Raw genomic sequence first — 14813 nt, 5'->3', positions numbered from 1 at the left:
CCCGGCCCGCGGGCCCCCCCCCCGGGGGGCCGGGGGGGCCCCCCCGGGGGGGGCGCTGGGGCCCCGGGCCGGCCGCCCCCGCCCGGCCCCCGGGCCCCGCCCACGGCCGTACGGTTTGGCGGGACGGTCAGTCGCGCGCGCCCAGCAGGTGGTCCATGGCCAGCTGGTCGAGGCGCTCGAAGGCCATGCCGCGCGCGGCGGCCGCCTCGACGTCGAAGTCCTCGAAGGCGCCCCGGTCGGCGAGCAGCGCGCGCAGCCCGTCGGACGCGGTCGACTGGGCGAGCTGGTCGAGGCGCGAGTCGCGAAGCGCCTCCCGCACCTGGGGGTCCGCGCGGAAGGCGGCCGCGCGATCCTTGAGGATCAGGTAGTTGCGCATGCAGCCCGCGGCCGACGCCCACACACCGTCCAGGTCCTCCGTACGCGGGGGCTTGAAGTCGAAGTGGCGCGGGCCGGAGTAGCCGGCGCTCTCCAGCAGGTCGACCAGCCAGAACGCGGAGCGCAGGTCGCCCGCGCCGAACCGCAGGTCCTGGTCGTACTTGATGCCGGACTGCCCGTTGAGGTCGATGTGGAAGAGCTTGCCTGCCCACAGCGCCTGCGCGATGCCGTGCGGGAAGTTCAGCCCGGCCATCTGCTCGTGCCCGACCTCCGGGTTGACGCCGTACATCTCCGGGCGCTCCAGGCGCTCGATGAAGGCGAGGGCGTGTCCGACAGTGGGCAGGAGGATGTCGCCGCGCGGCTCGTTCGGCTTGGGCTCGATCGCGAAGCGCAGGTCGTAGCCCTGCGACACGACGTACTCGCCGAGCAGGTCGAAGGCCTCCTTCATCCGGTCGAGGGCGGCGCGGACGTCCTTGGCCGCGCCGGACTCCGCGCCCTCACGCCCGCCCCAGGCGACGTACGTCTTCGCGCCCAGTTCGGCCGCGAGGTCGATGTTGCGGATCGTCTTGCGCAGCGCGTAGCGGCGCACGTCACGGTCGTTCGCGGTGAACGCGCCGTCCTTGAACACGGGGTGGGTGAAGAGGTTCGTGGTGGCCATGGGCACGGTCATGCCGGTGGTGTCCAGGGCCTGGCGGAAGCGCTTGACGTGCTCCTCGCGCTCGCTCTCGGAAGACCCGAAGGGGATCAGGTCGTCGTCGTGGAAGGTCACGCCGTAGGCGCCGAGTTCGGCCAGGCGCTGCACCGACTCGACCGGGTCGAGCGCGCGGCGGGTGGCGTCGCCGAACGGGTCGCGCCCCTGCCAGCCGACGGTCCAGAGACCGAAGGTGAACCTGTCATCGGGGGTGGGCTGGTAGCTCATGCCGCGGCTCCTTGCGTACAGACTATTTCGTCATGGCCGTTTACAAATTAGTATGCGGACGCATCTCTGGGAAGACAGAACCTGCAGAGAGCCGCGAAAAAGTTAGGGAGAGCCCGATGTCAGCAGCCGAGGGTCCGCTCGTCGTGGGCGTGGACACGTCCACCCAGTCCACCAAGGTGCTGGTCGTCGACGCGGCCACCGGGCGGGTGGTCGCCAGTGGCCAGGCGCCGCACACGGTCTCCTCCGGCGCCGGGCGCGAGAGCGACCCGCGCCAGTGGTGGGAGGCGCTGAGCAAGGCCCTGGACCAGTGCGGCGACGCCGCGCGCGAGGCCGCCGCCGTGTCGGTCGGCGGGCAGCAGCACGGGCTCGTGACGCTCGACGCGCGCGGTGAACCCGTCCGCCCGGCCCTCCTGTGGAACGACGTGCGGTCGGCACCGCAGGCCCGGCGGCTCACCGAGCAGCTCGGCGGCGCGAAGGCCTGGGCGGAGCGCACCGGGCTCGTCCCCGCCGCATCCTTCACCGTCACGAAGTGGGCCTGGCTGGCCGAGAACGAGCCGGAGGCGCTGCGCGCGACGAAGGCCGTCCGCCTGCCGCACGACTACCTCACCGAGCGGCTCACCGGCGAGGGCACGACCGACCGCGGCGACGTCTCCGGCACCGGCTGGTGGGCCTCCGCGACCGAGGCCTACGACGACGAGATCCTCGCCCACGTCGGCCTCGACCCGGCACTGCTGCCGCGCGTGGTCCGCCCCGGCGAGGTCGCGGGCACCGTACGCGACAGCCACGACCTGCCGTTCTCCAAGGGCACCCTGGTCGCCCCCGGCACCGGCGACAACGCGGCCGCCGCCCTCGGCCTCGGACTGCGCCCCGGCACACCCGTACTGAGCCTCGGCACGTCCGGCACGGTCTACGCGGTGTCGCGGCGACGTCCCACGGACGCGACCGGCACCGTGGCCGGGTTCGCCGACGCGCACGGCGACTGGCTGCCGCTGGCCTGCACCCTGAACTGCACCCTGGCCGTCGACCGGGTCGCCGCGCTGCTGGGCATCGACCGCGACGCCGTCGAGCCCGCCGGGGACCTCACCCTCCTGCCCTACCTGGACGGCGAGCGCACCCCGAACCTGCCGCACGCCTCCGGGCTGCTGCACGGGCTGCGCCACGACACCACGGCGGGCCAGCTCCTCCAGGCCGCCTACGACGGCGCGGTCCACTCCCTGCTGGGCGCCCTGGACCTCGTCCTGGACGAGGACGCCGACCGCTCCGAACCGCTGCTGCTGATCGGCGGCGGCGCGCGCGGCGCCGCCTGGCAGCAGACGGTACGGCGGCTCTCGGGGCGGCCCGTGCAGATCCCCGAGGCGCAGGAGCTCGTGGCGCTGGGCGCCGCGGCGCAGGCGGCCGGACTGCTGACCGGAGAGGACCCGGCGGCCGTCGCGCGCCGCTGGCAGACGGCCCGGGGGCCGGTACTGGACGCCGTGGAACGGGACCGGGCGGCCCTGGACAGGATCGCCGGGGTACTCTCCGACGCATCCCCGCTGCTGGAGCGGGAACCGAACACCGACTGAGGACCGACGCAGTCATGAGCGCACCGCCGCACGAGGCCCGCCCCACCGGCCCGGGGCGGGCGCTGCCCGACACCCAACAGGGCATGCGCCGCCGCAACCTCTCCCGTGTCATGCACGCCGTGAGCGCCGACGGACCGCTGTCGCGCGCGGCGGTCGCCTCCCGGATCGGACTGACACGTGCCGCGGTGTCGACACTCGTCGACGAGCTGATACGCGCCGGGCTGCTCCAGGAACTGGGCCCCGAGCGCCCCGGCCGGGTCGGCAGGCCCGGCTCGGCGCTCGCCGTGAGCGGGCGCGGCCCGGCCGGGATCGGCGCGGAGATCGGGGTGGACCATCTCGCGGTCTGCGCCGTCGACCTGCGCGGCGAGGTACGCGCGCGTGCCGAACGGCACGGCACCAACCGCGACCGCTCCCCCGAACCCGTCCTGCGGGAACTGACCGCGCTGGTGCGGCAGGTCGTGGCCGCCGGGGAACGCGAGGGGCTGTGGCCGGTGGGGCTGGCGGTCGCCGTTCCCGGCCTGGTGGCACGGGACGCCCGGACTGTCGTACGCGCCCCGAACCTCGACTGGCACGACGTGGACCTCGGCACCCTGCTCCCGGACGGATTGCCGCTGGTCGTGGACAACGAGGCCAACTACGGCGGCCTCGCCGAACTCTGGCTGGGCGACGGCACCCCGCGCGACTTCCTGCATGTGTCGGCCGAGATCGGCATCGGTGCGGCACTGGTCGTCGACGGCAGCCTGCTGCGCGGGACCCGCGGCTTCGCAGGCGAACTGGGGCATGTGCCGGTGCATCCCGACGGCCCGTACTGCGCCTGCGGCGGCCGGGGATGCCTGGAGCAGTACGCGGGCGAGGAGGCCGTGCTGCGCTCCGCCGGTCTGGAGCTGGGCGGAGACCGCGTCGGACTCCTCTCGGGTCGAGCCGCCAACGGGGACGAGGAGGTACGGCGGGCGCTGCGGGAGGCGGGCACCGCGCTCGGCATCGCCCTGACCGGGGCCCTCAACCTCCTCGACCCCGAGCGGGTCGTGCTCGGCGGCGCCCTGTCCGGACTGGCGCCGTGGCTGCTGCCGTCCCTGGAGTCCGAACTGGCCCGCCGCACGGCCGGCCCGCCCTGCCCGGTGTCCGTCTCACGACTCGGCCCCGAGGGACCACTGCTCGGCGCCGCCCACTCGGTGGTCCGAGGAGTGCTCGACGATCCGGCCGGGGTGGCCGGTCGAGGGTGAGGCGGCGTCGCCGAGCGGCGGGGCGGTGTCGGACGCCAGGTGTGGGGCGGGGTGGCGCTGGGGGCGAGGCGGGTGGCGGCCGGGGGCAGCGCGGCACGGGACGCTGTCAGGGGACCCTTTTGACGGCCGCCGATGGCGTACTCCACATTCCTGACGTGACGTCAACTACACGATGGGGTGACGGAGTTGTCCACAGGCGGGCCTTTGTCCACCGATCCTGTCGGCGCTCGCGGGGACGGGCCGGAGCCGCCGTAACGTGATCCGCGGGGCGCAGCTCGCGCTCCGGGACCGAAGAGGCATCGGACTCGTCACTCCAAGCGCGACGACGTCGTACACGGCCAGTGGACTCTCTCCTTTCGGGTGAGCGGGGCCCAAACGGTTGTCGGCGCGCATACTCGGAGTAACGATGTCCCCACAGCCGCACAGCTCACCGGGAGGACGTCTTGACCGATCCCTGGGTGGCCCTCGAACCGGGGGCCGACCCTGCCGAGCGGGTACGGATACTGCGGCGGGCGCACCAGGCGTTCACCGAGGTCGGCACAGTGGCGCGCCCCGTGCGGTCCGTGGTGGCCGAATCGTGGCGACGGTCGGCTCGGGCCGGCGTCGGCCCCGACGGCACGGCCGACGTGGAGCTGACCGACAGCGACCTCGGGGCCTACCGCGCCGAACATCCGCTGGCGCGGCTCATGCCGCTGTTCCGCGAGCTGATGGGGACGTTCGCGTCCGACGGCGAACACCTTCTCGCGGTGTGCGACGCACACGGGCGACTGCTCTGGGTCGAGGGCCACTCGGGGACGCGCCGGCAGGCCGGGAGGATGAACTTCGTGCCGGGCGCGCGATGGTCGGAGAGCGCGGTGGGGACGAACGCGCCCGGCACCGCGGTGACGGTGGACCGGCCGGTGCAGGTCTTCGCCGCCGAGCACTACATCCGGCGCGTCCAGCCGTGGACCTGCGCGGCGGCCCCGGTGCACGATCCCCGGACCGGACGCGTCCTGGGCGCCGTGGACATCACCGGAGGGAACGGACTGGCTCACCCGCACAGCCTGGGCTTCGTCCAAGCCGTCGCGCGGGCCGCGGAATCGCACCTGGCGCTGCTCGCGCCGCCCCGCGAGGAGAGCGATCCGCCCGAACTGGCGGTGCTCGGCCGCGACGAGGCCCGCCTCACCGCCAGCGGCCGCCGGGTCAGACTCAGCCGACGGCACAGCGAGATCCTCGTGCTCCTGGCCCGTCACCCCGAGGGCCTGAGCGGGGACGAACTGCTGTGCGCGCTGTACGAGGACGAGTCGGTGACGCCGGTGACGTTGCGGGCCGAACTGGCCAGGCTGCGCGGCGTGCTCGGTCCCGGACTCCTGGCATCGCGGCCCTACCGTCTTACAGTCCCCGTCGAGTCGGACGTGGGCGTGGTGGAACGGAGGCTGGCCGCAGGAGCGGTCACGGCCGCGTTGACCGCGTTCACCGGACCGCCGCTGCCCGCGTCACAGGCACCCGCGGTGGTCCGCCTGAGAGAACGGCTCACCAGCGGACTGCGCGCCGCCCTGATCGCCCGTGGGGACCCCGACCTGCTGGCGGACTGGGCACACGCGCCCTGGGGCGAGGACGACCTGGACGTGTGGCAGGCCTTGGCGTCAGCCCGGCCCACCGCCGCAGTGCGGTCGCGGCTGGCCGCGCTGGAGTCCGAGCTGATGTCTCCGGTGGGGTGGTCGCGGCGCTGATGCGGCTCGGACCGTCGATGAGCGGGGGCGGGCGGAACAAGCGGGGCGGGCAAGGCATCTAGGGGGGTGGGGGGGAGGGGGGACGGGGGGTGGGGGGGAGGGGCCCCCGTCGAGAGGCTGGCTCCGGCCCGCGTACGCGCCCTCCGCGCACGCCCTCCGCACGCGCCGTCCCCGCAACGTCGCTGCAACGTCCGTCTCCGTAGCGTCGTACCCGGAGCTGTCCAATGGCGGGCAGCCCTGCTCAGGGAGGCAGTCCACCATGACCCGATACGCGGCGCCCGGCACCGAGGGCGCGATCGTCTCCTACCTGTCCCGGTACGACCACTTCATCGGTGGGGAGTACGTCCCCCCGGCGCTCGGGCAGTACTTCGAGAACCCGTCCCCGGTGAACGGGCAGCCGTTCGCGGAGGTGGCGCGCGGCACCGCCGAGGACGTGGAACGGGCACTGGACGCGGCGCACGCGGCGGCACCTTCCTGGGGCAGGACGTCGGCGACGCAGCGGTCCGACATCCTGCTGAAGATCGCCGATCGGATGGAGGCGAACCTGGAGGCGCTGGCGGTCGCGGAGAGCTGGGAGAACGGCAAGCCGGTCCGTGAGACGCTCGCGGCGGACATCCCGCTCGCCATCGACCACTTCCGCTACTTCGCGGGCGCGGTGCGGGCCCAGGAAGGGGCGCTCAGCGAGGTCGACGAGGACACCGTGGCGTACCACTTCCACGAGCCGCTCGGGGTGGTCGCGCAGATCATCCCGTGGAACTTCCCGATCCTGATGGCGACCTGGAAGCTGGCGCCGGCGCTGGCGGCGGGCAACGCGGTCGTCATCAAGCCCGCGGAGCAGACGCCGGTCTCGCTGCACTACTGGATGAGCCTGGTCGGGGACCTGCTGCCGCCGGGCGTGGTGAACATCGTGAACGGGTTCGGCGAGGAGGCGGGCAAGCCGCTGGCGTCCAGCCCGCGGGTGGCGAAGGTCGCGTTCACGGGCGAGACGTCGACCGGGCGGCTGATCCTCCAGTACGCCGCGCAAAACCTGAAGCCGGTCACGCTGGAGCTGGGCGGGAAGTCGCCGAACATCTTCTTCGACGACGTGTGGGAGAAGAACGACGACCTGCGCGACAAGGCCCTGGAGGGCTTCACGATGTTCGCGCTGAACCAGGGCGAGGTGTGCACCTGCCCGTCGCGAGGTCTCGTGCAGCGCGGCAACTACGCCGACTTCATGGCCGCGGCGGTGGCCCGCACCGAGCTGATCAAGCCGGGTCACCCGCTCGACACCGACACGATGATCGGCGCGCAGGCGTCGCACGACCAGCTCACCAAGATCCTCTCGTACATCGACATCGGGCGGAATGAGGGGGCGAAGGTCCTCACCGGCGGGGAACGGGCCGAGTACGGCGGCGAGTTGGCGGGTGGCTACTACGTCCGGCCCACCATCTTCGAGGGCGACAACCGGATGCGGGTCTTCCAGGAGGAGATCTTCGGTCCCGTCGTCTCCGTGGCCGGGTTCGACGACTTCGACGACGCCATCAAGATTGCCAACGACACGTCGTACGGTCTCGGTGCCGGTGTCTGGACCAGAGACATCAACACCGCTTACCGCGCGGGGCGGGCGATTCAGGCGGGCCGCGTCTGGACGAACTGCTACCACGCCTACCCGGCCCACGCGGCGTTCGGCGGGTACAAGCAGTCGGGAATCGGCCGGGAGACGCACAAGATGATGCTGGAGCACTACCAGCAGACCAAGAACCTCCTGGTGTCGTACTCGCCGAAGAAGCTGGGCTTCTTCTAGACGCACAGAGAGGGCGCCTGAACAGGGCAGATGCCCGGCAGGCGCCCTCCTCGGCTCACATCTCAGCAGCGAGTCAAAATACTCCCTTACTCCCGATACATCTGACCTGCGTCCCAGTCCTGACCAGCAGTTCCGGGGAACTTCCGGGCCAAGGTCCCGCTAACACGCTCTCCGCATCGTCATCGGCCGTCGCCTCATCCCGGGTCTCGCGGACGGAGCCATCGTCGGTCCGCTCCTTACCGGCAGTCACGACGCCGCCCCTCAAGTTCAGAAGGCCTCAGCCGCTCTCCGGCAGACGGCACTGGGATTTCTAGGTGGATCACCTCGGCTGGGCGCATGGCGGCGCAGTGCAGGCAGCGAAGAAGGCTTATAGATGAGGGCCACGTCCGGGCAGGGCTCTCACCGCGCCCAGGAGTCGGGCAACCTGAGCGGGGTTCGGCACGCAGTCGGGATCGACCTCATCGGCGACTTCCGGCGCCGCCCGACGAAGTCCGGTCAGCGGGTTCTGTGCGAAGTATCCGCGCTCCACGGCTACACCAAACACCTCGTGGACCGCTGCCTTCTTTCGCTTTACGGTCTTCGCGGCAGCGGCTGTTCCGTGGATCTTCCGAGAGAGCGCGTCGAGGCCACGCCTCAGCGCATCCGGATCATCCAACTCACCTACAGGCCGCGAGTGGATTGCGCAGTGCGATCGTTTCCGCTCTGACGAATTCCTCCCAGACTCGCACCCTCATCCGCGGATCGCTGACACGCTCCGCGCACCGCACAGACCGGGAGGGGCAGGAGAGCGTCCTGGAGCCAGCGCCGACTGTTACGTCTCAATCCGTCCAGGCCCAGCAGTTCCTCCCCCGCGCTCAGACGACTCCTTGAGGACCACTCCGGCCCGGCACCGTCCGGGTGAGTGATCAGATGGCCTTCTTGACCGCTTCCCGGGTCGCTGGCGCAGGTGCGGGCGCCTGCGCCGCCCATCTGTTCTGTGGGCGTGTAGGGCCGTCACTGTCTTGCGGATTTTTGGGCCAGTACGGCTGCTCCGATGGCTCCTGAGTGTTCGGCGAGTCGGGCTGGGAGAACCGGTGGCGTGTAGGCGAAGGGCTCCGTGCGGGTGAGGGCGTGCTGAAGGCCCCCGGCGAAGAGCGGCAGGTGTTGCGCGGCGCTCCCTCCGATGACGACGTGGGCCGGCCGCAGGACGGTGATGAGCGTTCCGGCCCCTGCCCCGACATGCTGGCCGTAGCGTTCGAAGACGGCGCGGGCCTGCAGTTCGCCCGAGTGTGCTCGGGCGGCGAGTTCGGCGGTGGTATGGCCGGTGGCGGCATCCAGGGCGGTGCGGGAGGCGAGTTGTTCCCAGCACGTGGACAGTCCGCAGTAGCAGGGTGCGGGCGGGCCGTTGACGGGGATGTGGCCGGCTTCGGGGTGGGTTCCGTCGGCGCTGCGGTAGGGCGTGCCGTGCGTCAGGAGGGCCACTCCGACGCCCGTGCCAAGCGTGATCATGAGGAGCGCGGGGCTGTCATGACCGGCGCCGTAGGTGTTCTCCCCGATGGCGGCGGTGACGGCGTCGTTGTCGATGAGGCAGGGCACGCCGAGCCGGGCGCTGATCATTTCGGTGAGGGGGATGTGGCTGTAGGGGCGCAGAGTGGCGTCGTTCCGGATGATGCCCTGTGGGTCGACGGGGCCGCTGGCGCCGATTCCGACGGCGGTGAGGGCGGCGCCCTCGGCGGCGTCGCGGATGTGGGCGGCGAGGTCGGAGACCAGGTCCTCGGCGGCAGCGTCCGTGGAGTGCCGGGTCGGGAGGCTGCGGCTGGTGCGGACGGTGCCGGTGGAGTCGAGGGCGACGATGCGGGTGCCGGTGCCGCCGAGGTCGATTCCGATGGTCACGGTTGGGCCGCCGGAGGTCTGGGGGGTGCTGTGGCGTTTCACAGCGCTGTGGTGATCTTGCTGCCGTAGGTGAACGCCCCGGGTTCGATGCCGCGTGCGCGGGCGATGTGGACGGCGATGTGCTGGGCCACGACCGCGCTGGTGGCCAGTTCGGTGAGGGCGTCCGGACGCGGGACCTCGATGGTCCGGGCTCCGTGCTGGACGAGGTCGCCGACGAGCGTGACGTCGGAGCCGCTGGCCACCAGGTCGGCTGCGAGGGTGCGCAGCGACGCGGAGCGGTCGTCGGCCCAGGCGCCGAAGAGGACGGCGGTCAGTCCGGGTCCGGCGAGTTCCATGGGGCCGTGGCGGAACTGGCCGCCGATGTAGCCCTCGGCCGGTACCTTGGCCGCTTCCTTGGTGATGAGTCCCGCGTACAGGGCGGTGGCCGCCTGGTCCTGGTTTCCGATGAACGCGATCCGCGGGGTGTCGGCGGCGCATCGGGCCAGGTCGGTGACGGCCGGGCCGGGATCGAGGTGTTCGACGGCTTTGGCCGCGGCGGTGACGGCGTCGGGGTTGTTGCCGTGGCCGGACAGGGTGTTGAGGAGCTGCTGGTGGGCGGCGAGGGTGTTGAGGTAGCTCTTGGTGCTCACCGTGGCCTCGGCGCCGGAGCGGAGGCCGATGACGGCGTCGGCGGCGGTCGCCAGGGCGCTGTTGTGGTCGTTGGTGATGCCGATGATGGTCCGCGGTCGGGGGGACGCGCGGTGGAGGTCGAGCAGGGCGGCGATCTCCGCGCTGTTGCCGGACTGCGAGGTGGCGACCAGCAGGGTGGTGTCGGTGACCAGTCCGGGGCTGTCGAGCAGTTGGCCGGCGTCGGCCCACCATGCGGTGTGGCCGAGGGAGACGAGGCTGCGCCAGGTGGGCAGCGCCGCGAAGTGGGAGGAGCCCATCCCGGTGAGCACGATGCGGTCGTAGCGTTCGCGGTGCTCCGGCAGGAGAAGCGGCGGTACGGCGTCGGGTTCGGCTCGGGCGAAGTCGCGCAGCGCGCCGGGCTGGTCGATGATGTCTTGCTCGAACGGACTGAGAGTCACGGGTTTTCTTTCGTTTCTTCGAGGGCCCGTTTCTTGCGGGCCCGTTGTCGGGACGGGCCGTGGTCAGCGGGCGGCGACGGTCTCGGGAGCGAGGCCGAGCAGTCCGGCCGCGACGCGGGCGCCGATCATGGCGGTGGGGAGGTTGGTGTTGCCGCGGGTGATGTCGGGCATGAGGGAGGCGTCGGCGACGAAGAGGTTGCCGGTGCCGTGCACGGCACCGGTCGCGTCGACGACGGCGCTGCGGTCCGTGGCCGGGCCCATCTTGCAACTGCCCGCCGGGTGGCAGTAGTTGACGATGTCGCGCAGGGCGTCTTCCGCCGAGGTGACCTGTGTTCCGAGGATCTTGCCGAGCTGGGGATCCGCGGTCATGTCCTGGAGCAGGTCGAGGGCTTCGGTCAGGACGGTGCGGTCGTAGCCGTCGGCGTCACTGGCGTAGCGGTGGTCGATGAGGGGCCGGGCGTCCGGGTCGGCGGAGGGCAGGGTGAGACGGCCTTCGGAGCGGGCCCGCATGGCACCGCCGTAGAGGCTGATCGGTGGCAGGCCGGGGTGTCCGCTGTTGGCGCCGGCGACCATGAAGACGTGGATGTCGTACGGTCCGGCGTCGCAGCGGGAGGACTTGGCGCGGCCGACGGTCTGCTCGTCGGGGTTCCAGGGCAGTGCGGCGAGTTCGTCGAGGAGCCCTTCGTGGCCGGTGAAGTCGAGCTGGACGCAGGAGTGGTCGAGCAGGTGCCTGCCGACGCCGGGCAGGTCGGCGACCGGGGTGATGCCCAGTGCGCGCAGTTCGTCGGCGGGGCCGATGCCCGAGCGCAGCAGCAGGGCCGGTGAGTGGTAGGCACCGGCGGCCAGCACCACGCGGTCGGCGTGGACGCGGTGGACGCGTCCGTCGGGTGTGGCCGCTTCGACGCCGATGACGTCGCTTCCGTCGAACAGGAGCCGCCGTACGGTGGTGCGGGCGGCGATCCGCAGGTGCGGCACGGCGCGGACCGGGTCGAGGAACGCGAACGCGCTGTTCCAGCGGATGCCGTCGCTGACGTTGACCGGCATGGGCCCGATACCGGTGGCCGCGTCGAGGTCGTCGAGATCGTCGGCGAAGGGCAGGCCGGCGGCCAGTCCCGCGGCGACGAAGGCCGCCTGGGGCGGGGTCAGTTCGTCCATGCGGTAGCGGCGGACGCGGAAGCGGTCGTGGACCCAGCGCAGCAGGGGTTCGACATCGGCGGCGGCCCAGCCCGGGTTACCGGCGGCCGCCCAGCCGTCGTAGTCGGCGCGGGCGCCGAGCGAGGCGGTGCAGCCGTTATGCGACGAACAGCCGCCCATGATCTTGGCGCGGGGAAGGTCAAGGACCCGGCCCTCGATGCCGGCGCCGGTCTCCAGCTGCCAGTCGTGGGAGAGCGGGATGGCACGGGCGTCCAGGACGTCGCCGGGCCACGCACCGTCGGCGAAGGGCCCGTAGTCGGGTCCGGCCTCCAGCAGCAGGATGCTCTCCGTGCTGTGCTGTGCCAGTACTCCGGTCAGGGCGGCGCCGCCCGTGCCACCCCCGACGACGAGCGTGTCGACGGTGGAGGGGAGTTCCGTGTCGGTGGTCATGGTGATCTGCTCCTCTGGTTCGGACGGGACGGGACGGGCGGGCCGGGACGGGCGGGCCGGGCACGAACGGGATTCAGGCGATGCGTACGTCGGCTCCACCGGCGGCGGCGGCTTCGCGCTGGTCGGCCGCGAGCGCGGTATCGGTGATGATCACGTCGACATCGCCCAGTGCGGCGATGCGGGCGAACGCGGTCTGCCCGAACTTCGAGGAGTCGCAGGCGACGACGCACCGGCCGGCGACGGCGAGGGCAGCGCGTTTGACGGCCGCGTCGTCGAGGTTCCATTCGGTCAGCCCTGCGGCCGTGTCGATACCGGAGACGGTCATCACGTAGGTGTCGAACCGGTGGTCGGCCAGGGTTCGTTCGGCCGCCGCGCCGGCGAGGCTGAGCTCGTCGTGCCGGATGATGCCGCCGGGCAGCATGACGCGGGTGGCCGGGGAGGAGGCCAGGATTTCCGCCACCCGCATGTTCAGTGCGCACACGGTCAGGTTGCGTCCGACGAGTGCCTCGGCGACGGCCATCCCGGTGGTGCCGCCGTCGAGGATGACGGTCTGGCCGTCGGTCAGCTCCGCGGCGACGGCGGTGGCGATGGCCCGCTTGGCCTCGGTGTGCAGCCGTGCCCGCAGTGCGAACGGCGGCTCGAAGCTGCCGCTGCCGGCGCGTGCGGCTCCGCCGTGGATACGGCGCAGCAGTCCGGTCTTCTCCAGCTGGGCCAGGTCACGACGGACCGTCATCTCCGACACCTCGAATCTGGCGCTGAGGTCGGCGATGGCCAGCTGGCCCCGGGTCTGGAGCATCTGGAGGATGGTCTGCTGGCGTTCCTCGGCTTGCATGATGTGCTGACTCCTCGGTCGTAGCTGCGGTGCTGTCAGGTGATGTCGGGGAGTTCTCCCGCCCGGCCCATCCAATCGCGTTTGCCGGGGCGCAGGTTGCGGGCGAACAGCACCACGGCTCCGAGCACGAGGTAGGTGGCGGCCAGCGCCGGGGCGAGCCGGACCGGCCAGTCCGGCAGCGGAACGATGCTCTTCCAGCCGATCGTGAGGAGCGCCGCGGTGGAGGCCAGGGGGCAGATCACGTGGGCGAGGACCGAGAACTCCTCGCGGTGCTTGCGGTGGAAGAACCGGAACACGGCGATGTTCATCAGGATGAAGATGGGGATGTAGACGAAGGTGCCGGCCGTGCCCAGCAGGTTGAACAGGTTGTAGGCGCCCAGGGAGAGGCCGCCCGCCAGGCACACGGTGACCGCGATGGCGGACTGCACGAACACGGCGGTGACGGGTGTGCGGTGGACCGGGTGGACCTGTGCGAGTCCGCGGGGCAGGGCACCGGTGCGGGCCATGCCGAACAGGGTTCTGGTGGAGCTGGTGGTGCAGGCGATGCACACGCCGAGGCCGGAGTTCACCAGGGCGATCAGCACGATGATCGAGCCTCCGTTCCACAGGCGGTCGGCCAGGACGAAGGCGGGGGCGGTCGGCGAGTCGGCGAGTGCGCCGAGGTTGCTCGTGCCCCAGCCGATCTGCAGTCCCCAGGCACACACGACGTAGAACGCGCCGATGAGCACCAGTGAGCCGATGATCGCGCGGGGCACGAACCGCACCGGGTCACGGGACTCCTCCCCGACGGCCGCCGCGCTCTCGAAGCCGGTGAACGCGAAGATCGACAGCACGATGGCCAGGAAGAAGCCCGAGGAGTCGCCGATGTGGGCCGGGTTGAAGCCGGTGGCGTTGACACCCCCGGGGCCCGGATCGAACAGCCCGGTCATGGCCAGGCCGAGTCCCACCACGATCTCGAACATGGTCATCACGACGAGGAACCGGATGGAGATGACGATGCCGCGGTAGGCACAGGCGAAACAGACCACGAGCATGACCAGCGCGTACGCCCACCACGGCAGGCCGAAGCCGTACTTGCCGTCGAGTTCGTCGTGCAGGATCGCGCCCGTGAAGGCCGCCAGTGCGGCCGGGACGATGACGACCATCACCGCGTAGAGCCATCCGGTGATGAACCCCCAGCGTGGACCGATGCCCCGGGCGACGTAGGTGTAGAAGCCGCCGGCCGACGGCAGGTGCTGGGCCAGACCGGCCATGGGCACGGCGATCAGCAGACAGACCACGAACGCGGCGAGGTAGGTCAGCGGCGCGCTGACACCGGCTTGCCCGGTGTTGAAGGCGATTGTGTAGAAGATGCCCAGGGTCGGCGAGATCTGCGCCACCGACTGCATCAGGACCCCGGCGAGTCCGATGGAGCCGGCTTGCAGATTGGTGGGGGCATCGGGTGCTTGCGGGACGGTGGGGGGTGTGGGGGTCGCTGGCTGATCTGCGGTGGTGCCCATGGGATCTCCCTCGGGAAGGCGGTCCAGGGTGACTGGCAGCGACAGCCCACACATCAACCTGAACATCAGATGCGTTAACTTTCACATCCAAGACGTGCAGAGTCAACGTTAATGTTCGAGGATTTGTTCAATCTGTTGGCTGGATCATCATGTGACCGTGGCCCGGCCGGGGAGTGAGGGGAACGCGCCGGGGGGTGCGGACAGGTACGCCCGTCCGCCGTGCGGATCCTCGTGCCACAGCGCCGTGCCGGGTCTGCCGACGCGGCTGCCGGGCGGCCGCACCCGGCACCTACTGCAACGCGTCCGGCAAGATCGCGGTCAACGCACCCGAGGCGGTCCGAGCCACACAGCTCTGGCGCGACCTGCTGACCGAGTACGGGGTGAG

At 71.5% G+C, this 14813-nt stretch carries 10 protein-coding genes; 4 read left to right on the top strand and 6 right to left on the bottom strand.

Going from position 1 to position 14813, the window contains the following annotated elements; all coding sequences use genetic code 11:
- Positions 1-127 precede the first annotated feature (127 nt).
- Positions 128-1294 (bottom strand): xylose isomerase, encoded by a 1167-nt coding sequence (xylA, locus tag ACIQPQ_RS24515; RefSeq protein WP_401307137.1) that lies wholly within the window; start codon positions 1292-1294, stop codon positions 128-130.
- Between the two features lie 116 nt (positions 1295-1410).
- Here xylA and xylB point away from each other — a divergent pair, with 116 nt between their 5' ends.
- The 4 genes from xylB (at position 1411) to ACIQPQ_RS24495 (ending at position 7574) form a co-directional block, all read left to right on the top strand.
- On the top strand, positions 1411-2856 hold the full coding sequence (gene xylB, locus ACIQPQ_RS24510) for a xylulokinase (protein WP_401307135.1): 1446 nt from the start codon (positions 1411-1413) through the stop codon (positions 2854-2856).
- 14 nt (positions 2857-2870) lie between these two features.
- On the top strand, positions 2871-4079 hold the full coding sequence (locus ACIQPQ_RS24505; protein ID WP_401307132.1) for an ROK family protein: 1209 nt from the start codon (positions 2871-2873) through the stop codon (positions 4077-4079).
- Between the two features lie 443 nt (positions 4080-4522).
- Positions 4523-5791: a GAF domain-containing protein gene (locus ACIQPQ_RS24500; RefSeq protein ID WP_401307130.1), complete on the top strand. Its 1269-nt coding sequence runs from the start codon at positions 4523-4525 to the stop codon at positions 5789-5791.
- 259 nt (positions 5792-6050) lie between these two features.
- On the top strand, positions 6051-7574 hold the full coding sequence (locus ACIQPQ_RS24495; RefSeq protein WP_401307127.1) for an aldehyde dehydrogenase family protein: 1524 nt from the start codon (positions 6051-6053) through the stop codon (positions 7572-7574).
- A 993-nt stretch (positions 7575-8567) separates the two neighbouring features.
- On the opposite strand, the gene ACIQPQ_RS24490 is transcribed toward ACIQPQ_RS24495, so the two are convergent.
- The 5 genes from ACIQPQ_RS24490 to ACIQPQ_RS24470 all read right to left on the bottom strand — a co-directional run bounded on the left by ACIQPQ_RS24490 (position 8568) and on the right by ACIQPQ_RS24470 (position 14428).
- A complete protein-coding gene (locus ACIQPQ_RS24490; protein WP_401307124.1) occupies positions 8568-9446 on the bottom strand; it encodes an ROK family protein in 879 nt (292 codons plus the stop codon).
- A gap of 38 nt (positions 9447-9484) precedes the next feature.
- Complete coding sequence (locus ACIQPQ_RS24485) at positions 9485-10513, bottom strand: SIS domain-containing protein (protein WP_401307122.1); 1029 nt, start codon at positions 10511-10513, stop codon at positions 9485-9487.
- A gap of 63 nt (positions 10514-10576) precedes the next feature.
- On the bottom strand, positions 10577-12097 hold the full coding sequence (locus tag ACIQPQ_RS24480) for a GMC family oxidoreductase (RefSeq protein WP_401307119.1): 1521 nt from the start codon (positions 12095-12097) through the stop codon (positions 10577-10579).
- Positions 12098-12170: 73 nt separating this feature from the next.
- Positions 12171-12929 (bottom strand): DeoR/GlpR family DNA-binding transcription regulator, encoded by a 759-nt coding sequence (locus ACIQPQ_RS24475; RefSeq protein ID WP_401307116.1) that lies wholly within the window; start codon positions 12927-12929, stop codon positions 12171-12173.
- 35 nt (positions 12930-12964) lie between these two features.
- Positions 12965-14428: an APC family permease gene (locus ACIQPQ_RS24470; protein WP_401307114.1), complete on the bottom strand. Its 1464-nt coding sequence runs from the start codon at positions 14426-14428 to the stop codon at positions 12965-12967.
- Positions 14429-14813 lie beyond the last annotated feature (385 nt).

Source organism: Streptomyces sp. NPDC091281 (assembly GCF_044757425.1).
Lineage (GTDB): Bacteria > Actinomycetota > Actinomycetes > Streptomycetales > Streptomycetaceae > Streptomyces.
This window is presented reverse-complemented; position numbering and strand designations above follow the sequence as displayed.

Excerpts from the sequence above, each read along its gene's own strand:
- xylB (WP_401307135.1), top strand. The coding sequence starts at position 1,411 with ATGTCAGCAGCCGAGGGTCCGCTCGTCGTGGGCGTGGACACGTCCACC.
- ACIQPQ_RS24495 (WP_401307127.1), top strand. The coding sequence starts at position 6,051 with ATGACCCGATACGCGGCGCCCGGCACCGAGGGCGCGATCGTCTCCTAC.
- ACIQPQ_RS24480 (WP_401307119.1), bottom strand. The coding sequence starts at position 12,097 with ATGACCACCGACACGGAACTCCCCTCCACCGTCGACACGCTCGTCGTC.
- ACIQPQ_RS24470 (WP_401307114.1), bottom strand. The coding sequence starts at position 14,428 with ATGGGCACCACCGCAGATCAGCCAGCGACCCCCACACCCCCCACCGTC.
- ACIQPQ_RS24475 (WP_401307116.1), bottom strand. The coding sequence starts at position 12,929 with ATGCAAGCCGAGGAACGCCAGCAGACCATCCTCCAGATGCTCCAGACC.
- ACIQPQ_RS24505 (WP_401307132.1), top strand. The coding sequence starts at position 2,871 with ATGAGCGCACCGCCGCACGAGGCCCGCCCCACCGGCCCGGGGCGGGCG.
- xylA (WP_401307137.1), bottom strand. The coding sequence starts at position 1,294 with ATGAGCTACCAGCCCACCCCCGATGACAGGTTCACCTTCGGTCTCTGG.